29 protein-coding genes and 1 tRNA gene are annotated in these 16,808 nt (G+C 37.3%); 13 read left to right on the top strand and 17 right to left on the bottom strand.

Annotated features, from left to right (window positions below; all coding sequences use genetic code 11):
• Positions 1-14 precede the first annotated feature (14 nt).
• The 17 genes from JEP40_RS06315 to JEP40_RS06235 all read right to left on the bottom strand — a co-directional run bounded on the left by JEP40_RS06315 (position 15) and on the right by JEP40_RS06235 (position 10,403).
• Positions 15-362, bottom strand: a complete 348-nt coding sequence (locus JEP40_RS06315; RefSeq protein WP_198622887.1) for an HNH endonuclease — start codon at positions 360-362, stop codon at positions 15-17.
• An 86-nt stretch (positions 363-448) separates the two neighbouring features.
• Complete coding sequence (locus JEP40_RS06310) at positions 449-826, bottom strand: hypothetical protein (protein ID WP_161770095.1); 378 nt, start codon at positions 824-826, stop codon at positions 449-451.
• Positions 816-1,127 carry a hypothetical protein gene (locus tag JEP40_RS06305; RefSeq protein WP_196576300.1) on the bottom strand — a complete coding sequence of 104 codons (312 nt, stop codon included), beginning with the start codon at positions 1,125-1,127 and terminating at the stop codon, positions 816-818. The genes JEP40_RS06310 and JEP40_RS06305 overlap by 11 nt, the downstream gene beginning before the upstream one ends.
• Before the next feature lie 992 nt (positions 1,128-2,119).
• Complete coding sequence (locus JEP40_RS06300) at positions 2,120-2,572, bottom strand: lysis protein (protein WP_250253015.1); 453 nt, start codon at positions 2,570-2,572, stop codon at positions 2,120-2,122.
• Entirely contained in the window at positions 2,565-3,143 is a 579-nt protein-coding gene (locus JEP40_RS06295; protein WP_075673907.1) for a phage antirepressor N-terminal domain-containing protein, read from the bottom strand. The genes JEP40_RS06300 and JEP40_RS06295 overlap by 8 nt, the downstream gene beginning before the upstream one ends.
• A 199-nt stretch (positions 3,144-3,342) precedes the next feature.
• Positions 3,343-3,762 (bottom strand): structural protein, encoded by a 420-nt coding sequence (locus tag JEP40_RS06290; protein WP_036934635.1) that lies wholly within the window; start codon positions 3,760-3,762, stop codon positions 3,343-3,345.
• Positions 3,755-4,072, bottom strand: a complete 318-nt coding sequence (locus JEP40_RS06285; protein ID WP_036934638.1) for a phage holin, lambda family — start codon at positions 4,070-4,072, stop codon at positions 3,755-3,757. The genes JEP40_RS06290 and JEP40_RS06285 overlap by 8 nt, the downstream gene beginning before the upstream one ends.
• A gap of 99 nt (positions 4,073-4,171) precedes the next feature.
• Positions 4,172-4,244: transfer RNA gene (locus JEP40_RS06280), tRNA-Pro, on the bottom strand.
• Positions 4,245-4,309: 65 nt separating this feature from the next.
• Positions 4,310-4,558: a hypothetical protein gene (locus tag JEP40_RS06275; protein WP_115350921.1), complete on the bottom strand. Its 249-nt coding sequence runs from the start codon at positions 4,556-4,558 to the stop codon at positions 4,310-4,312.
• A gap of 71 nt (positions 4,559-4,629) precedes the next feature.
• Positions 4,630-4,839 carry a hypothetical protein gene (locus JEP40_RS06270; protein ID WP_115350920.1) on the bottom strand — a complete coding sequence of 70 codons (210 nt, stop codon included), beginning with the start codon at positions 4,837-4,839 and terminating at the stop codon, positions 4,630-4,632.
• A gap of 105 nt (positions 4,840-4,944) precedes the next feature.
• A complete protein-coding gene (locus JEP40_RS06265) occupies positions 4,945-5,142 on the bottom strand; it encodes a hypothetical protein (protein ID WP_064720843.1) in 198 nt (65 codons plus the stop codon).
• A 209-nt stretch (positions 5,143-5,351) separates the two neighbouring features.
• The gene (locus JEP40_RS06260; protein WP_036934641.1) at positions 5,352-6,518 is read right to left on the bottom strand and encodes a 5-methyltetrahydropteroyltriglutamate--homocysteine S-methyltransferase; all 1,167 of its coding nucleotides are present in this window, start codon (positions 6,516-6,518) and stop codon (positions 5,352-5,354) included.
• 240 nt (positions 6,519-6,758) lie between these two features.
• Positions 6,759-7,142 carry an antiterminator Q family protein gene (locus JEP40_RS06255; RefSeq protein WP_036934643.1) on the bottom strand — a complete coding sequence of 128 codons (384 nt, stop codon included), beginning with the start codon at positions 7,140-7,142 and terminating at the stop codon, positions 6,759-6,761.
• On the bottom strand, positions 7,142-8,116 hold the full coding sequence (locus tag JEP40_RS06250; RefSeq protein WP_198622886.1) for a DUF7146 domain-containing protein: 975 nt from the start codon (positions 8,114-8,116) through the stop codon (positions 7,142-7,144). The genes JEP40_RS06255 and JEP40_RS06250 overlap by 1 nt, the downstream gene beginning before the upstream one ends.
• Positions 8,113-9,678 carry a DEAD/DEAH box helicase family protein gene (locus JEP40_RS06245; protein WP_198622885.1) on the bottom strand — a complete coding sequence of 522 codons (1,566 nt, stop codon included), beginning with the start codon at positions 9,676-9,678 and terminating at the stop codon, positions 8,113-8,115. The genes JEP40_RS06250 and JEP40_RS06245 overlap by 4 nt, the downstream gene beginning before the upstream one ends.
• A 259-nt stretch (positions 9,679-9,937) precedes the next feature.
• Positions 9,938-10,117 carry a hypothetical protein gene (locus JEP40_RS06240; protein ID WP_239994717.1) on the bottom strand — a complete coding sequence of 60 codons (180 nt, stop codon included), beginning with the start codon at positions 10,115-10,117 and terminating at the stop codon, positions 9,938-9,940.
• Positions 10,118-10,178: 61 nt separating this feature from the next.
• Entirely contained in the window at positions 10,179-10,403 is a 225-nt protein-coding gene (locus JEP40_RS06235; protein ID WP_119563471.1) for a Cro/CI family transcriptional regulator, read from the bottom strand.
• Positions 10,404-10,498: 95 nt separating this feature from the next.
• Here JEP40_RS06235 and JEP40_RS06230 point away from each other — a divergent pair, with 95 nt between their 5' ends.
• The 13 genes from JEP40_RS06230 to JEP40_RS06170 all read left to right on the top strand — a co-directional run bounded on the left by JEP40_RS06230 (position 10,499) and on the right by JEP40_RS06170 (position 16,804).
• Positions 10,499-11,206, top strand: a complete 708-nt coding sequence (locus JEP40_RS06230) for a LexA family protein (protein WP_119563470.1) — start codon at positions 10,499-10,501, stop codon at positions 11,204-11,206.
• A 75-nt stretch (positions 11,207-11,281) separates the two neighbouring features.
• Positions 11,282-11,749 carry a DUF6932 family protein gene (locus tag JEP40_RS06225; protein ID WP_119563469.1) on the top strand — a complete coding sequence of 156 codons (468 nt, stop codon included), beginning with the start codon at positions 11,282-11,284 and terminating at the stop codon, positions 11,747-11,749.
• Entirely contained in the window at positions 11,746-12,693 is a 948-nt protein-coding gene (locus JEP40_RS06220) for a hypothetical protein (RefSeq protein WP_119563468.1), read from the top strand. Before JEP40_RS06225 ends, JEP40_RS06220 begins: the two co-directional genes overlap by 4 nt.
• Positions 12,694-12,903: 210 nt before the next feature.
• Positions 12,904-13,110: a hypothetical protein gene (locus JEP40_RS06215; protein ID WP_071425799.1), complete on the top strand. Its 207-nt coding sequence runs from the start codon at positions 12,904-12,906 to the stop codon at positions 13,108-13,110.
• 2 nt (positions 13,111-13,112) lie between these two features.
• Positions 13,113-13,310 carry a hypothetical protein gene (locus tag JEP40_RS06210; protein WP_191901467.1) on the top strand — a complete coding sequence of 66 codons (198 nt, stop codon included), beginning with the start codon at positions 13,113-13,115 and terminating at the stop codon, positions 13,308-13,310.
• Positions 13,297-13,701 (top strand): hypothetical protein, encoded by a 405-nt coding sequence (locus tag JEP40_RS06205; RefSeq protein WP_198622884.1) that lies wholly within the window; start codon positions 13,297-13,299, stop codon positions 13,699-13,701. Before JEP40_RS06210 ends, JEP40_RS06205 begins: the two co-directional genes overlap by 14 nt.
• Positions 13,701-14,000, top strand: a complete 300-nt coding sequence (locus JEP40_RS06200; RefSeq protein WP_036934667.1) for a hypothetical protein — start codon at positions 13,701-13,703, stop codon at positions 13,998-14,000. Before JEP40_RS06205 ends, JEP40_RS06200 begins: the two co-directional genes overlap by 1 nt.
• A complete protein-coding gene (locus tag JEP40_RS06195; protein ID WP_072070106.1) occupies positions 13,997-14,419 on the top strand; it encodes a hypothetical protein in 423 nt (140 codons plus the stop codon). Before JEP40_RS06200 ends, JEP40_RS06195 begins: the two co-directional genes overlap by 4 nt.
• 74 nt (positions 14,420-14,493) lie before the next feature.
• The gene (locus JEP40_RS06190) at positions 14,494-14,847 is read left to right on the top strand and encodes a hypothetical protein (protein WP_198622883.1); all 354 of its coding nucleotides are present in this window, start codon (positions 14,494-14,496) and stop codon (positions 14,845-14,847) included.
• Positions 14,834-15,040: a hypothetical protein gene (locus JEP40_RS06185; RefSeq protein ID WP_052038446.1), complete on the top strand. Its 207-nt coding sequence runs from the start codon at positions 14,834-14,836 to the stop codon at positions 15,038-15,040. Before JEP40_RS06190 ends, JEP40_RS06185 begins: the two co-directional genes overlap by 14 nt.
• Positions 15,037-15,513 carry a hypothetical protein gene (locus JEP40_RS06180; RefSeq protein ID WP_036934671.1) on the top strand — a complete coding sequence of 159 codons (477 nt, stop codon included), beginning with the start codon at positions 15,037-15,039 and terminating at the stop codon, positions 15,511-15,513. The genes JEP40_RS06185 and JEP40_RS06180 overlap by 4 nt, the downstream gene beginning before the upstream one ends.
• A gap of 11 nt (positions 15,514-15,524) precedes the next feature.
• On the top strand, positions 15,525-16,223 hold the full coding sequence (locus tag JEP40_RS06175; RefSeq protein ID WP_036934672.1) for a Rha family transcriptional regulator: 699 nt from the start codon (positions 15,525-15,527) through the stop codon (positions 16,221-16,223).
• Positions 16,223-16,804 (top strand): hypothetical protein, encoded by a 582-nt coding sequence (locus JEP40_RS06170; protein ID WP_036934674.1) that lies wholly within the window; start codon positions 16,223-16,225, stop codon positions 16,802-16,804. The genes JEP40_RS06175 and JEP40_RS06170 overlap by 1 nt, the downstream gene beginning before the upstream one ends.
• Positions 16,805-16,808: the final 4 nt, after the last annotated feature.

Genomic DNA, 16,808 nt, shown 5'->3' with positions numbered 1-16,808 from the left:
TTTAAGCTACGGAATTATTTCCCTTCCTTTGCTGTCTTAGTTCTATGACAGGGCCAGCACAGGCTTTGTAGGTTATCTTCTGCATCGGTACCCCCATGTGCCTTAGCAATGATATGGTCAACTGTTTTGGCTTCGGTGGCTCGCCCTACTCTTAAGCATTCCTGACACAGATACTTATCACGCTTGAGTATACGTGCTCGTAACTTATCCCATTGGGTACCATAGCCACGTTGATGACGGCTCTTGCCTTGCTGGTGGGTTTCCCACCCTAAGTTCTGATGATCTTCACAGTAACCGTTACGTTCTGTTGTTGTCTTAGCGCATCCCTGTTTACGACACGCACGAGGTATGCGAGGTGGCATGTTATCTCCTATAATTTAAAGGGCAGATATCTGCCATTTTAAAGAAGAGAATAATACCCTTTATTGAACATAGGGTATTTTCACCTTTACTTCTGACTGCACCACGTTCTGTTATTTAGTTCACTCACAGCTTGTGCCCACGCTTGATGCTGAGTTTCCATTGCTTTCTTAAGCTCTGTGATAGCAATATCTTGACTATTGGCTCGCATGCGTAAATCTGCCAACTCAGCCTTAGCGTCCTGCTCTAGCTTATTACTGACAAGCACACCATTGAACACAGCCGAATTAATAAGGGCATCTTTAATAAAAAACTCACCTGAGGATTGAATGAAGAAAGGTGGAATTGATTTAGGTTTCATACCTACATCTTGCATCAGTTGTTTAATGCGAGTGAGTTGTTCTTCTAACCTATCTAACTCAGTGGTATCTACTGAGACTTTTAATTGAATAGTATTATCTGACATCGTTTAATCCCTCAATAACAATAGGTTCACCACCTGCTATCTTGGCCCACTTATTCTGCTCTGGAAGTAATTCTTCAAGTTGGTTATCGATAGATTGAATTGTTTCAATTACTGCAGGGATGTTGTCATAATTAAACAATCTATATTCATTAGTTAGCCGACTATAGGTGAGGCAAGTTTCATTTATAGCACCTGCAATACCTTTAAGTTCAGACTGCCTACTTCGAATCAAAGAGTGTATCTTTTTGGATAGGTATACATCACGACCTATCGCCTCATAGTTAATCTGATTATCTGACATAGTGCTCTCCAATAAAAAAGCCACCAGTGATTAACTGATGGCTATCTCTATAAACTCTATCAACGCCTCTCAATACATGATATTTATTGAATTTAATTACTATAATTACATCTATTAATTTAATAAAAAATCAATTCTTTGTAATGGATAATTACAGCATGTTATTTCATTGTAACCAAATGATTAATAAATAAATAATTTACACTCATGATATAAATTAGACTCACATCACTCTCGATAATTACTTTTAATGTTAATATATAGGCTTATATTCTTATGTGAGAATGCTAGTTTTTTGTTATAGATGTTTATTTCCCGAATGACCTTACATCAATAATAAAGCCTCTCTGACACACATTCAAACAAGGAGGTATTATGTATTTTTTATACACAATTATCGCTATTGTATTCTTGATTTCCCTCGCCACTACAAAATCTGACTCAAAGAACAAACGAAAATAAAATCCATTAAAATAATTAATTAAAAAAATAATCATGCCCAATATAGCTGAATAACCTGTGTTAACTTATTATTTTTACAGAATATGTCTAAATAACAACGCGCTAGATATAAATATTTTTATCATATCCTTAGCAAATTTATTCGCCCATACTTTGGCAATATGTAAGCAGTCGTCAAACATTCGCCCTTTTCTACTTGCTTGAGAACTTCGACGATAATGATCTACCGCCATGTAACTTGCTCTACGACAAACAGGCAAAGAAAGATTGTTTTTTAAAAACTTACGTTGATTATTAACAGATTGGCTTAGTGGATATTGGTAATCTATTGTTTTCACACATACTAGTGAAAGCCCTGTGGGAGCCCAAACTCACAGGGTTATTTTTATATTGCGCTGTTTATTTAGGTAGGAGATAGATAAGAATAATCAATCTGGTATATATATTTACCTAAGCTATACTAAGTAAACATCGCTATACTTTAATTGATATCTTGTTAGTTTGCCCTCGTACCCTACGTAGGGCTTTTTTTAGTTCACACACTCCGTCCTAATATAATCCTGTAATCCCAATATCACTTGCTCTGATTCTGCAATTCGCTCTCGGAGTAACCAATAATTTCTGATAGCGGTGTCAGTAGGTCGGGCGGTGGTTGCATTAGCCACGCCGGAGGTGGAAGTGGTAGCGCTCTTTGGACATTCGGCTTTGATGTACACCCTGTCAGGATTACGCCCAGCACTAACGCGCAACCTATCAATTTCAGCTTTTGCATTTGTGAGTTCCATCGTATGTGTTGTATCAAGTTCATGAAGTGAGTTAATGCGCTTTTCGTAATCGGCCATTTCAACCACAAGAGAGTCGTTTGTTTTCTTTAGCTCTTTATTCTCTTTACCAAGCTCAATCATTTCTTTGGTTGAAAAGAATAGAGCAACACACAAAGCTCCCCATAATAAAATGGGAAACCAGGGCTTTAACTTATTCACAACTACCCCTCGTTATTTTACCTTTACCCGTTTCCATCAAAATAAAATCAAGTACCATTTCCCCTGCTTTTTCTTTTAGGCTCTGAATTTTATTTTCATGTTGAGGCTTAACATCCTTCCAAGCGTTTAACCCTTTGCCAAACTTACTCGCAATCGCTTCATCTCTTTTAAAATCAGCACAAGCTTCATTGAGTTGTTCCATCACGCTTAACTTGCGAGGGTTAACAACCACCCCTTCTGTCCAATATTGATAAAGGACATCATCGCATTCATCCTGAAATCGAATAACGTTACCTCTAATTTCAGGTTTAACTTTGTTAGGGTAAATAGTCAGCATCCAAGCTGAAAGTTTTCTAAGTTGTAGGCAAATCATTGATTGCTCACCACCCTTAGAAGGTATTGCGATTTCCACAATACCTTTACTAAAGCGTTTTTTTAACTTAGTAAACTGTGATGCCCAATTTAATCCCATACCTTCAATTATTGGCTTCATGGGAACATACGGCTCATTGTTATGCTCAACAACATAAAGCTCGTTATCATAAAATGGAACAGTAATTGTATTAGTCATAGTGTCTACCTTATTTAGTAATGAACCTTTGCCGAAATAGGAAATCAGCCCATCGAAGCGACACCAGCTTTAACTGATCCCCTCAAAGGCTCATTACCTAAATATTGGCTCGATGTGATTTGCACTTTCGGTGTGCGTAAAACGTGGATACAAAAAAGCCCCGCAAATGCGAGGCTATGAGATAGGATTAATTATTGAGTTAAAGTAACAACCAAGCATCTTCAAAGACTTTTTGTGAATACGGTTGATAGCCCAACTCAACGCCCACGATTGCTTTTGCTAAAGAGATAGCAACTGACTTTGATTGAGTATCTATCTTGTCATTAATACCAACACCAATCTCTTTTGATGCACGGCTAACATAACCATTCGTGTTGTTCTCAACTGGCGGTGCATACTTATTAATAATTGCTGATACTGAGTTCAAACCATATTTACGTTGATATGTTTGAGTTAGTTTATAAATTGCTCTGATGCCATACTCAGGCGACTCAAAGACACAGAATCGAGGGTTAGGAACTCCCGTTTCAATTCCGACTAAACCTTTCCATTTATTACGTGGGTTATAGTCAATGTTGCCTGGGTTGTTATTGCGTTCACCGCGTGCTGGTTTAGTCATTTTTCAGTCCTGCCTTACCCTTAATGAGTTTACTTAATCCATCCACACCGACATACCCAATGAATACACTAGCCAGATATGCCAATTCATGATTAAGGCCAAGTAGCGTCAAGAGGTCTTTTACAAACCATGCAAACAACGCACACATAGCACCATCAAATAACGTTTTCTTCCAGCCACCGCCGTTGTACTTACCACGCAGAATTGCCATGCCAGTTGCTAGTGACGCGCTAATTCCTTGCTCCTTATGAGCGGCGATAACTTGGAATACTTGATCCCAAAACTCAGGGGTTTCTTTCATATGATTCATACTCACCCCCTATTTGGAGGAATTAGTTAATAGGATGCCACGCACAGCTCTTGTGTGAACGTGAGGTGTTGTGATTGATTCTGTGGTCGGCATAAGTGAGGCTCCTTTCGGGATTCGAACCCAAGCCGTCCATCCGAAGATAGCCGTTCTACCATATTGAAACTAAAGGAGCATATACGAAACCATTTCGGTGATATCAACAAAATGGTAGAAATAAAAAAAGCCACCGAAATGACCTTACTGGCAAGCTTTTCTGCCTCTGGAAATAACCCGAACAGTATCACCTGTTACTGTCGTAATGTAAGCATGATCTGTACGCTTAATATCAAATGAAGGGATAGCATCTTTCTTTGTGTGTTCAACCCGCGCCACGATATCTTTATTTTCTGATTCTGGGTAAAACTCTAGGCGGTACATTTCTCCTAAGCAGTGGACTTCTTCCACTTTACGACCTTCACGTTCAGTAATTAATTTAAGTGCGTACATAATTTCGTTCCTTATTTTAGATAATAAAAAAGACCGCCTAGGCGATCTTTAATTAACTCACACACTTTTATTTATGATCTATGGCATGCCTGACAGCACCAATAACAACCATCCGCAGTTTTATAACCTTTAGCCTTTGCTTGAGCAACAGCCTGTGTGCAATTAGAAAATAATCCTAAATACTCTCTATTTAATATAGTAGGTAAATGACTACAACCTTCTTTATGCACTTCATAATCTCCATGGTTGTCAGTGGATGTGTGAACATAATAACGATACATAAATACCTCCTGTTTTTGTGTACACAAAGAGATAATATGTTAATTAGTTAAATTATACTTACTATTAGATCACATACTACTGAGCCATTCGAGTTCATAGTGGTTTTATTGTGGTTTTTTCATGCATTCAGAGCAAAGAACCACCATACCAGAAGTGACTCTTTTTGCTTCTTGGATAGCATTATATTCTCCAAAATAGTATCCAAGATAAAATCGTCTCTCGGTTAAAAGAACTTTTTTACAAGCGTCTTTATGTAATGTGAACCCTATACCATTTATTGCGTTTGTTAAATAGTAGTCCATCGCTCATTCCATGTTTAGTTTCATTATTATGTTTTTTAAAATTAGCAAAAGAATTATAACGATACAACCGATAACACCATTAATACTTACCCACAAAGATAAGTATTACACAAATAACAAAAACCTCGCCAAACGAGGTTTTGAAAAAACTATCAATAATCTCACGATATATAGAGTCTTATGAGTAATAACGTTTTCAGTCTGTGGGATTAATATTTCCAGACTTCTTGAGCAATCTCTTTTACTAATGCAATTTTATCCCATTGTTGCTCTTCAGTTAATGCATTCCCTTCTTCAGTTGATGCAAATCCACATTGAGTACTTAAACATAGTCGATCTAATGGTACGAACTTACTAGCTTCATAGATTCGCTCTATTACTTTTTGTTTACTCTCTAACTCTCCAGTTTTTGAAGAAATTAATCCCAGAACAACTTTTTTATTGCCTGAAACATAAGATAACGGGGAGAAATCACCAGCTCTATCTGTATCAAACTCTAAATAATATGCTGATACATTTTCTCTTCCAAAAAGGATCTCAGCAATCGGTCCATAGCCACCACTAGCTGCCCATGTAGAGCGATAATTACCTCGGCAAACATGCGTTGTTAACACTAAATCTGATGGTGCGTTTTTAATAGCTTCATTATTCAAATAAACAAGCGTTTCCGCTAATGAGTTTATATCATTGCTTATTACAGTATGATCTGAATGGCATGAGCAACTATTTACACTTTCGCTCTCAGCAATACCTGAGTTGTGATATCGAGAATCAACCATCATACCCCAAGTACAATCATCTAATTGCAAATTGCGACACCCTACAAGATATAACTCTTTTATGAATTCTTGATAAGCACCAATAATATCGTTAATTAACTCATCTTTTGAAGGATAAATTGCATTAGTGCTATCTAAATTCTCTGGTCGATAAAGCTCTTTGAAAAATTGAGCTGGTGCAGGGATCGTTAAACGAGGAACAATATTATCTTCAGCAAATTTCAACAAAAATGAAAAATGTTCAATAAAAGGGTGGTTATTTCCAGAGATTTTCCCTGTTAATCGAGCCGTCTCTGGACGAGTTTCAATACCATCGAATGAATATCCTTTAGATAAAAAGGCTTTTTCAACGCCGTTTAATCCCCACATAAAGTCTAAATGCCACCAGCTACGACGAAACTCACCATCGGTAATAACATGTAATCCGGCTTTTTTCTGCTTTTCTACTAACTCAATGATTGCTTTATCTTCTATTTTTTTTAATTCATGGCTAGAAATAGTGCCATTAGCATAATCGCTACGCGCTTTATGTAGATATTCAGGTCGAAGGTAACTACCAACGACATCAGCTTTAAATGGAGGGATGTTAGTGCTCATTCAATATATCCTATATTTTCTTATTAAGAATTTTGCTACCAAACATAGCATTAATAAAAAAAATGGATATTGAAACTATTTCATATTTAATATGAAGCTATTTCATTTTAAAAATTAAAAGCGCAGACAAAGAGAATAACCAATAAAAACACAAAACCTCACTTTAAATGAGGTTCATAAGCTAGTTGACCTTGATGTCAGTCTTATCACAATATCATCATTTTTACGTACGTAAAGTTTTTATATGATTTTTTCTACATATCGATCCATCTCTAATGGAACATCTAGCATCATTAACATACCTTCTATTATTCCTTCTGCCTTTTGTAATTTTTTACCTATATGCCCATCAGAACAATTGTGCTTGTTAGCAAGTTGCATAAATGTCATTCCGAATAAGTAATAATCAAGCAATAGATCATGCATATCACTATTCTTTTTATTCAATTGCGCCATACAACTAGAAATAATTATTGCATCGTCTTCACAGCATTGAGGACGAGCTTTAACCTTGCTTGGTATTAATCCACTAAATCCCGCAGCAATCGAATACCATTGAACCGACTCTGTATTATCTGCCGACCATGCACCCCATCTTTCTAATACCTGTTGTATATCACGCATTACGCCACTTCCTTATGTTGTCTTGAAAATACTAACTCTCTTACCTCACAAGCTTCTGTTAGCATGTCATTAAAATCACCATTATCAGGCCATCTCACACTGACCGTTTCTACATCATTATTAGAAAGTAGGTTTTTATGTGCGCACTCCATAGCAGCTGCATGACCTGCCGCATTCCAATCCATATCTGTAAAGATAACAAGGTGGATAACACCTTTTGGTGCTTTGAACTTTTTCATGAAGTTAGTATTGATGACCGACCAAGTATTTACACCATAGAGTTGCTTACAAGAAAGTGCGGTCTCTATACCTTCAGCAATGCCAAGTGTAGTATCGACAGGAAACATTCTTATCGCGACAGATTCTGCATACTCTAAATAGTTATCTTCCTGCACCGCGGTCATTTTCTTCACAACATCAAGAGGGGCTTTTTTGTCTCCTTGTAAATATGTTCTATGTAAATAACAAAGTTGCCCTTTAGCATCAGTAGCTAGTGACCAAATAGCTTGAAATTTGTCAAAACTATTACGAACAGGTTGATGATCACAATAACGGACATTATCTGCTGGTAATTCAAAAACTCCTCGATTCTGCAAATACTGCATGGCGGGTGTGTTTTTCAGTATGGGTAGTTTGGAATAACAGCCAGTGATGCGTTGGAATAAATTATTCTTATTTATTTTAGTTGGCAAAATAGCTTCTTTTTCTCGCTGATTACCAATCAATACATCAATTTCATCTGCTAATGTTTTAAAGTCTTTACCTTGTGTTCTTTCCAGTAATTGAAAGCCATTACCCGAACCACACGTACAGATGTAGGTTCCTCGCCCGTCTTTATCATCAATACGGAATTTTCCTTTTTGTCCGCAGATAGGGCACTTTCCTTTAAAGTGCTTACGCCCCGTTATAGGAGGTAATCCATAATGTGCAAATATTTTTGCCCATAGCCCTTTTACGGCATCAATTGTATTCACAGTAAACCTCCTTGCTGTGGCTGGTGGCTAATTTGAGTGCGTAATTTTTGAATATTGACTTGCGCCTTCTTGCGAGATTTAGCAAAGGCGATTTGTTTATATTTAATAAAGTTGCTCACTTCAGGTGTGATTTCTTGTGGCGTGTTGTGAAAACCTTGTGGCCATACACCAAATTTATCTTTGAAGGTATTGGAGACCCAACCATCACTGATGGGCTTGCCCTGTGTCGCACGTTGATTCTGGTAGTATTTCAATTGAGACCACCAGCTTTGCTTATCTTCTCGGGTATAAGTGCGCTCTTTTTTATTCAGTTTTTTTATGTTTCGGCTGGTATCAACATCAATATCTTCACCGACTAAAGGTTTAAACCCACATTTAGGGCAAACATAAACACCTGCAGGCTTCATGTAGTGGCAAGAGGAACATTCTTTGGGTTTCTTCTCTTGTTTTTCTTGCTCTCGGATAGATGAAGATTCACTCATGCCGTCATTTTTGGTAGGCAGTTCGTCATATTCAATATCATCGGGATAACCTAAGCGGTGAACAGAACCGGAGTGATCGAAAATAAGGCAAGTTTCTTTTCCTGGTGCCGTGCGTAATCCTCGCCCAATAGCCTGACACCAACGAATTTCTGATTTAGTTGGGCGAGCGTAAATAATGCAACGAACATCGCTATCAAAGCCGGCAATCAATGTTCCAACACTTACAAGTACCTTCGTCGCACCTTGTTCAAACCGATGGATAATAATTTGACGCTCATCATGTGGCGTATCTGCGGTGATCACCTCTGCATTCACACCTGCGCGGTTAAATTCGACAGTGACAAAATTGGCATGACTGACCGTGACACAAAAGCAAATCGTCGGTAGGTTTCGACCATTCACAAGCCAGTTATCAACAATGTCCCCCACCAAATCAGCACCACTCATGATTTCAGCAATCTCAGCTTCTTTGTAATCACTGCCGAACTCTGCGTTGCTGGACGATTTTACTTTTGATAAGTCTGGTTTAGTTGGTGCATAGAACTCGTATGAGCTTAAATCACCACGCTTGATCAACTCTTTCATGGTGGTGGGCTTGATTAGTGTTTCGTAGTAATGACCAAGGAATGGCGCAAAAGGCGTACCGGACAAACCAATTACCTTGAATTCACTTTCACTGATCACTTCTAATATTTTCTTACGGCGTAAATGTGCCTCATCGATAATGAGTAAATCGATGTTGTCTGGAAAATCTCTACGAATAACGGTATCTGCTGACGCTATCTGAATAAAACGGGTCGGATCGTAATTAGGATGATCGCGCCATACATAGCTAATCTCTTCGGCTGGCAAACCATACTCAATAAAACGACTAACCGTCTGATCAATTAAAATGGTGTAAGGAACAAGAAACATCACTCTCATTCCACGCTGAACATGCCCATCAGTAATAAACGCAGCTAATGCCGTTTTTCCACTTCCTGTTGGGCTATAAATCATGAATGTTCTATTTTGCTTCCATGCCTGACGTAACATCGTCAATCCGCGTTCCTGTGCAAAATTTGGTGTGATTGTTAACATCGGTTTCCTCATTTGATAATCAGCGCTGCCAAAAGAAGGGATTTATTTTTATTTCTTTGGACGTCTAAACGGCTATTGCTTTTTAACTCCTATAGAGATCTATATTTAAGATCTACTCACTCCCTTGGCTGTGCCTTCCCTAACACCCCTTTCAAAGATCACCCCCCTTTCCCCCCTAGAAAGTTTTCCCCTCTTCCCCAGAAAACAATCTAGACGGCTAAACGTCTTAACTTCCAATACCTCCTAAATTTAATTACTGCTAAATCGATAACGGCTTTGCTGTGTACCCTTGCATTGCCCTCTGATAACGCTTTATGAACTCTCTTAATCTGACGTTAGCTTCATGACGAGCTTTGTTGTCTTTACGGTAGGGAACTTGTTCTCGTTCCCATTCCGTTTGGTATACTTCTGAATATTTAACTAATGCCTTCTGCCTCACGCTTGGGCTTAACTTCGTGAGTTGTTCCTGAATCCACTTAGCATCGTCAGGGAAGTAATGTTCAGGCATCGGCATGTTGATTTGGTGCACCTAATTGCTCCTTGATTTTGTTTGGAAATGGCTTTATTTCTTCAGCTTCATACCCTCCTAAGTCATTAGTGGAAATGTAAATAATTCGCCCTTTTCGTAAAGCTTGGCTAATTGCAGTTTGATGTACGCCAAGTAGCTCTGCAGTTCTTCCTTGCCCATTTTTTCTAACAAACTCGGATAAAAGTTCTTTTTGCATTTAATACCTCCACAAACAGAATAATACTATAGATATTATTATAATCAATACCTACAGTATTGGAATATTAATATTAATAGTATTAGGATGTATTCATGAAATTAGAGAAAAAACTGACGACAGAACAGCTTGAAGACTGCTATAGGTTGAAAGCTTTGTATGAGTTAAAGAAAAAAGATCTTAATCTAACTCAGCAGCAAATAGCTGATGAACTAGATATTAGTCAAGGAGCCGTTGGCCATTATCTTAATGGGCGAAATGCTCTTAACTTACAAATTGCCTCTGTTTTTGCTAAAAAACTACAAGTATCAATATCTGAGTTTAGCCCATCCTTAGCTAAAGAAATAACTGAGTTATCAAAAGGATTTGATGCAAATGTTAGCAACCCAAGGCCTTATCGACCAGCCCCCAAATACCCCGTTATTAGCTTTGTTCAGGCGGGGAATTGGACTGAAGCCTGTGAACCATATACGTTGAGTGAGATTGACGAATGGTACGAGTCTGAAGTTGCTGTTCAGGGATCTGCTTTTTGGCTTAAGGTTGAAGGTGATTCAATGACAGCGCCAACGGGTATCAGTATTCCTGAAGGATCATTGGTTCTAGTTGATACAGGAAGAGAGCCTATAAATGGAAGTTTGGTGATAGCTAAACTGACTGAAACAAATGAAGCAACATTCAAAAAACTTGTCTTGGATGGTGCTAAATATCTTAAAGCACTAAATCCTGCTTACCCAGTTATTACGATCAATGGCAACTGTAAGATCATTGGTGTTGTTGTTCAGATGATGATGCGTTTTGTGTAACACAATGGCCTGACGACACGTTTTAGGGTGTGCGTAGAAATGGAACAACTAAAAATAAAAATTGGTGTCTAATTTATGGATAAAGCTAGTTACCCACCATTGCTTGATTCAGGTTTTCACACTATGAATTGTGAAGAAATCAAAGAGCTTTGTGTTAATGCCTTTCCAGAATCAAAACGCAGGGGTATGTTGTATAATAATTTCCAAGAGTTACTATTGGGCTTTAATAGAATAAATGCCGTTATTCATTGTATATCAGAAATATGGGTTGACGGATCTTTCACAACAGAGAAGCCAGAACCTGATGATATAGATATTTTAGTTGTTTTAGATCCACTCCTGTTAAATCAGTTTCCTGAAGAATATCACGGAGCTATTTCGCAACTTCTCGATAGAAGATTCGTAAAATTAAATTATAATATTGATGTATTACCACTATACAAAAACACCCCTGATTATGATTCAATGAGAAGTTATTGGCGTGGCTGGTTTGGTTTTGATAGAAAAGAATCCCCTAAAGGTTTGATAAGGATTTATCTATGAATAAAGAACTCAATAAAAAAACTTTGTCTATAGATGGCAGGATTTCCTTTATCAAAAATAAAGTAGACTCATTAAGTAAATCTAACTCTACTTTTGCTGACAGGCTGTATCTTTCTTCGTTGGAGTCTCACTTAAGCGATCTCAACGGAATTGCTTTAAGAGAGTCGCTACACCACCCTTTTAGGGACTTTCTTGAGCTAAGGCTTAAAGGTGCAGTAGTAGACTTAGGCACTATACCATTGGGGATTTTGGCTACGTTCTCTAGAAATCTAGAGGGTTTAATTCTTAAAGCTACCAACAAAATATCTTCGGGGAAAGATCAAAGGTCAGCCCCTAGCGCTTTAAAGCAAACTATAGATTTAAGGCTAGCAAACATAAGCCACGGCTCTACTAGATTAGGCGTTTCGTTCAACTCAAATACAGCTGATAATGGCGAAATGTTCGAGACAACAACAAGTAAAGCTGTTAATGATATTTTCACTCTATTAGAATCGGTTAGTGATGATGATTTTATTAACAAAATATCTGAAATTGGCTATAACTCAGCAGCATCGCTGAGGGAAATAATTAATGAATGTCGAGATAATGACATCACATTTGATATATCTTGGACTGGCCCATTCAGTAACGGAACAAAAAAAGTCACAGTTAATAAAAACCATATAGATAGGCTTCATGACAGGCTTAATACCACCCAAGTCGTCAAACCTAGAAAAGAAAAAATATCTGGAGAATTAGCAGTCCTATCCAAATATGGAAAGTTTGATGTACTACTTGATGATGGTTCAAGAATAAAAATTGATTTCCCAGTAGATAAGCTTGACGAAATACAACAAACGCATAAAGTAGGCTCAAGAATAACACTTGAGGCAGAAGTGACAGAAATTTTTAATACTTCAATGCATCAGTCCAGACAGAACTATCGACTCATATCTATAAAGTAATTCCAAATAGGCCCTCCCCGCGAGGGCTTTTTTGTGCCCTCTCCCCTCCAAAGAAGTGATCTGCATTCCAATCTGAGATTTATTTGAAAATAAATTATCTGAAATATCAATAGCTTTTATACTAAAAACAACATTCAATACCTTAAGTATTGAAATAGAATAATACTTAAACTATTATTTATGGTGTCGATTGAAAATAAAGGTGTAAATATGACCACTATACATTCTACCTCAACCCCTAATTTACCGAAACCTGACATACATACAGCCGTAATATTACCTATGTTCTTGTTTCGTTTCTGGACTAAAACTGAGAATCCAGAGAAAAAAGAAGTTATGGCTACCAGTGCTGAACAAGCTAAAGAGTTACTCGGTAGCAATGTTGTTTTCTCTGCTCAATTTCCTTGCGAGGCTTAATTATGGCTCACGAACTCAACTTAGAATCTGTTGCAAAAAAAAGCTCTCAATTAAATGCACTGTTATTTCAACTAAATAATCTTCGAATTCCTGAAAGCCCTGATGTTGAAACTTTAATAGAACTAGCGCATGAATTATCTGGTGATGTTGTTAACTGGATTCTTGAAGAAAATGCTCAGAGAGATAATGGCAATGAATAACACTGAATTAAAGCAATCCGCTTGTGATGAATTACTTTATGCGACTTCTATTTTAAATCTCATTATCAACGACAACGTAACACCTAGCGATAATATGTTTAATGCGATTGAATCTGTAGTAGCTAATATAGAAAGAGCTAAAGAAAGTGTATCAAGCATTAATACTGACAAATCACCAAAGGCTATCGGTGAAATTAAAATCAGTGATAACGATACAATTGAAACGGCTGTCGGTTGTATTTTAAACACATTGGAAACTGCAATTAATTTAAAAGTTGCCGAAGAAAGCGGTCATATTAAAAATTACGACATTCAAATTACAAATTTAATCCAGTCAGCCAAATTAAATTTAGAAACTGTTTATGAAAAAGTAAGTTTCACGGAGGCTTAATGAATATTGATGACTTAGTTACTCTTCCTGATTTAAGTAAATTAACAGAAGGTGAACTGGGTAACTTAAGAGGTAATTTAGATTTAGCTATCGATTCACTTGTTACAGGAATGAATATATTCGGTGAGTTTATGTTTTGGGCTGATGCTAATGAAAATTATCCCGATGGTAAAGATCATCTTGGGGATGTGGGATTATTTGTAAGTCAGCTATCGTCATTTATATCAATATTAAATGACAGACTTGGTGGAATTGAATACGAAATATCAAATCGAAAAATAAAAGGAACAAGAAAATGAGCAGACAACACGAAGCTATTGAGAAAGCAACTGACAATCAAATTACTATTGCTATGCGCCCTGTTTATATTATTTCAGGTGCTAATCGTGCTTACTTAAGTGAGCGTTCAGCATTAAATAAGCTAGCAAATATCCTCACCGAGCGTGAACTTCATAAGGAAGGCATTGAGACTAACTATGAAGGTGAACAATGCGAACTTGAAAATGGCACAATCGCTTTTAAGCGTGGCGAACCTACCGAACACTTTATGGATCGCAAGGAAGCTAAACTAACCGAACTCCAAGAGCGATTAAAGCAAGAGCGTAATATTGAACGATTACAAAAAGAATATGCTAAAGCTGTCGCTAAATATGATGATGCAGAAAAAGAAGCTGATAGACTATATTACGAATTAAATAATGCTTTAACCAATAAATAAATCATCCACTAAATAAAAATTAATTATAGCGTTCATGCTAGGGATTGCTGCGCTCTAAATCAGGAGTAAGCAACATGGATAAAGTTAATTTACTTGAAGTAAGAAGAAAGCGTTTTATCAACTCAGTGCTTATTTATATTAAAAAAAATGGAAAGAAAGCTGAGTTTAAATCAAAGTTAAATAATAAAACTGTTATTACAGAAATTAGCTTTGAAAATTTAAATAATTTCTTCCGTGATGTCTATGAAGAAAAAGATTGCCGTCAACGTTGTAAGTGGAGTGATAAAGATATCTACAATACTTATGAATGGTTATATAACTTAAATGGCTCGATTTCTGATATGGGTAAATTCATGATTGATTATATTGTTGAGTATTTACCTCCTTACTTAAATGGAGAGGAATATAAATATCATGACGTATTCTGAATTCATGAAAAAAGGTAAGCAATTAGAGGGGAAAGGATTTTATAGACGCGCACTAGAGCAATATAACCAAGCTTTTATTATCGCAGATCCACCAGCTAAAGGCGCAATGAGTTATCAACAAAAAATAAGTAATCAATCATCTAAGCGTTGTTTAGATAAAGCCAAAATTAAAATACCGGGTGGCATGTTATGAATAGTAAAAAAATGACAACAAATGAAATCATCGAATATTTAAAAGAAAAAGGTTTCCCTGCTTCCTTATTAGATAAAGAAGCTATTAAGTCAAATCGTAAATTAACACCAGAAGAACAAGAGATATTTGTTAAGCACATTGTTGATAATTTAAGAACGATTGTAGCAAATAAATATTTAATCTCCTGTGTAACGCGATTCGGTCCTGGTCTTAATGAGCAGTTTTCATTTAGACACAAAAATATTGTTGTCGATTTGGATTTAAAAATTATCGAGAAGCTACTCATTGTAAAAGTTGAGTCAGTCATTCTCGATCAGTCAGGCGATGGCGTATTCGCCCTGTTCCGTTTTTACGAAGGTAACAAAGCAAAAGGCGAAGAAGGTGATAAATGGATGCAAGACATGCTTGATCAACTACTCATCAATAGCGCCACTTTGCTTATCTCACAAGGTAAAAGTCAATTAATACACTAAGGATAGTCAATATGAATAATTTAATTAGCACCAATGCGTCAATGACCTCTAAAGAGATCGCCGAATTAGTTGGTAGCCGTGAAGATAGTGTTAAAAGAACTATCGAACGGTTGGCAGAGAAAAATGTTATATCCGAACCACCAACGGTGGATGGGATTAAAGCAGCAAACGGAACCACTCCACTACATTATGTTTTCACAGGTGAAAAAGGTAAACGAGACAGTATCATTGTCGTTGCGCAACTGTCCCCAGAGTTTACAGCTCGGTTAGTTGATCGCTGGAAAGAACTTGAAGATGAACGAGTCAAACCAAAATCACAAGCAGAAATTATTGCTGCTATGGCGCTGGCTAACTTAGAAAGCGAACGCCGTATATCTCATGTAGAGCAAAAAGTTGAACAAGTGAATGAAGTCGTTGAGCAAATAAAACAAGGAACGATCCCTGTAGGTTGGATTGGGTACTCTCTGGCGAGAACTAAATCAGGTATGACGGTGGATAAATGCAAAACACTCACCAAACAGTTCAATGTTCGCAAAAATAAAATAACTATTCTTACGCCCGAAGGTATGCCTAGGCCTATGGCCATTATTCATGAAGCTGATTTTATATCTGCATTCAAGGCAATGATGAGTGAAGCCGAAAAACGTGGCACTCGCTGGCATCATCCAAAAATGGGATTGTTTCAGGCAATTGGCTGGGAGGGTAAATAATGGCTTATTTTACTGATACTAGTAATGGCGTTATTTCTGATGATGGTGCTTTAATATCTTACTCTGAAGCTGTAACAGCCCTTGAATCAGGTCAATACGATAAAGAGTTATTGAAAGGTTTATATTTAGCCGCTGCAGTCATGGGTAAGTTAGCTGATGAACCTGAAACATTAACACCTGAACAGAGAATTTCTGTCTGGCGCTGGGTGGTAGCAACTTGCTTTATTCGTGAACTACAAGAAAAGAATGGCACCACTGAAATTCGTAATGAAGAAGGCGGTGTTGATCTTGCCACTATTTACAGTAACGGAGAAAACGCTTTAACCATTTACCCAACTTCTTTGCGCCTTTGTCTTGCAAGCCATTTTGAAAGCATTCTTATCGAAGAGTTAGGGGGTATCTATAAAGATTATTGTCCTGACTTCATCATAAAAGCCTATATCGGCTTTCTGGACATCTCCCTTGAACATGGTCCTCGCCTATCAGAAAAAGGACGTGAAGGGCTCTGTATTCTTCATGATGATTATATTCGCGAGTTAGAAGCTAATAACGGATTTCTAGCTATGCCAACTATGCACTAAGGAC

The organism is Proteus vulgaris (genome assembly GCF_016239305.1).
Taxonomy (GTDB): domain Bacteria; phylum Pseudomonadota; class Gammaproteobacteria; order Enterobacterales; family Enterobacteriaceae; genus Proteus; species Proteus vulgaris_C.
Note: the sequence above shows the minus strand (reverse complement) of the source record. Positions and strands in the feature narration are given on the sequence as shown.

Bases quoted from the DNA above. Each gene is read 5' to 3' on its own strand.
- JEP40_RS06305 (WP_196576300.1), bottom strand. From the start codon at position 1,127: ATGTCAGATAATCAGATTAACTATGAGGCGATAGGTCGTGATGTATAC.
- JEP40_RS06290 (WP_036934635.1), bottom strand. From the start codon at position 3,762: ATGACTAAACCAGCACGCGGTGAACGCAATAACAACCCAGGCAACATT.
- JEP40_RS06260 (WP_036934641.1), bottom strand. From the start codon at position 6,518: ATGAGCACTAACATCCCTCCATTTAAAGCTGATGTCGTTGGTAGTTAC.
- JEP40_RS06285 (WP_036934638.1), bottom strand. From the start codon at position 4,072: ATGAATCATATGAAAGAAACCCCTGAGTTTTGGGATCAAGTATTCCAA.
- JEP40_RS06295 (WP_075673907.1), bottom strand. From the start codon at position 3,143: ATGACTAATACAATTACTGTTCCATTTTATGATAACGAGCTTTATGTT.
- JEP40_RS06275 (WP_115350921.1), bottom strand. From the start codon at position 4,558: ATGTACGCACTTAAATTAATTACTGAACGTGAAGGTCGTAAAGTGGAA.
- JEP40_RS06210 (WP_191901467.1), top strand. From the start codon at position 13,113: ATGGCTCACGAACTCAACTTAGAATCTGTTGCAAAAAAAAGCTCTCAA.
- JEP40_RS06200 (WP_036934667.1), top strand. From the start codon at position 13,701: ATGAATATTGATGACTTAGTTACTCTTCCTGATTTAAGTAAATTAACA.
- JEP40_RS06315 (WP_198622887.1), bottom strand. From the start codon at position 362: ATGCCACCTCGCATACCTCGTGCGTGTCGTAAACAGGGATGCGCTAAG.
- JEP40_RS06235 (WP_119563471.1), bottom strand. From the start codon at position 10,403: ATGCAAAAAGAACTTTTATCCGAGTTTGTTAGAAAAAATGGGCAAGGA.
- JEP40_RS06185 (WP_052038446.1), top strand. From the start codon at position 14,834: ATGACGTATTCTGAATTCATGAAAAAAGGTAAGCAATTAGAGGGGAAA.
- JEP40_RS06230 (WP_119563470.1), top strand. From the start codon at position 10,499: ATGAAATTAGAGAAAAAACTGACGACAGAACAGCTTGAAGACTGCTAT.
- JEP40_RS06255 (WP_036934643.1), bottom strand. From the start codon at position 7,142: ATGCGTGATATACAACAGGTATTAGAAAGATGGGGTGCATGGTCGGCA.
- JEP40_RS06245 (WP_198622885.1), bottom strand. From the start codon at position 9,678: ATGTTAACAATCACACCAAATTTTGCACAGGAACGCGGATTGACGATG.
- JEP40_RS06190 (WP_198622883.1), top strand. From the start codon at position 14,494: ATGGATAAAGTTAATTTACTTGAAGTAAGAAGAAAGCGTTTTATCAAC.
- JEP40_RS06180 (WP_036934671.1), top strand. From the start codon at position 15,037: ATGAATAGTAAAAAAATGACAACAAATGAAATCATCGAATATTTAAAA.
- JEP40_RS06310 (WP_161770095.1), bottom strand. From the start codon at position 826: ATGTCAGATAATACTATTCAATTAAAAGTCTCAGTAGATACCACTGAG.
- JEP40_RS06215 (WP_071425799.1), top strand. From the start codon at position 12,904: ATGACCACTATACATTCTACCTCAACCCCTAATTTACCGAAACCTGAC.
- JEP40_RS06265 (WP_064720843.1), bottom strand. From the start codon at position 5,142: ATGGACTACTATTTAACAAACGCAATAAATGGTATAGGGTTCACATTA.
- JEP40_RS06220 (WP_119563468.1), top strand. From the start codon at position 11,746: ATGAATAAAGAACTCAATAAAAAAACTTTGTCTATAGATGGCAGGATT.
- JEP40_RS06195 (WP_072070106.1), top strand. From the start codon at position 13,997: ATGAGCAGACAACACGAAGCTATTGAGAAAGCAACTGACAATCAAATT.
- JEP40_RS06225 (WP_119563469.1), top strand. From the start codon at position 11,282: ATGGATAAAGCTAGTTACCCACCATTGCTTGATTCAGGTTTTCACACT.
- JEP40_RS06170 (WP_036934674.1), top strand. From the start codon at position 16,223: ATGGCTTATTTTACTGATACTAGTAATGGCGTTATTTCTGATGATGGT.
- JEP40_RS06175 (WP_036934672.1), top strand. From the start codon at position 15,525: ATGAATAATTTAATTAGCACCAATGCGTCAATGACCTCTAAAGAGATC.
- JEP40_RS06205 (WP_198622884.1), top strand. From the start codon at position 13,297: ATGGCAATGAATAACACTGAATTAAAGCAATCCGCTTGTGATGAATTA.
- JEP40_RS06270 (WP_115350920.1), bottom strand. From the start codon at position 4,839: ATGTATCGTTATTATGTTCACACATCCACTGACAACCATGGAGATTAT.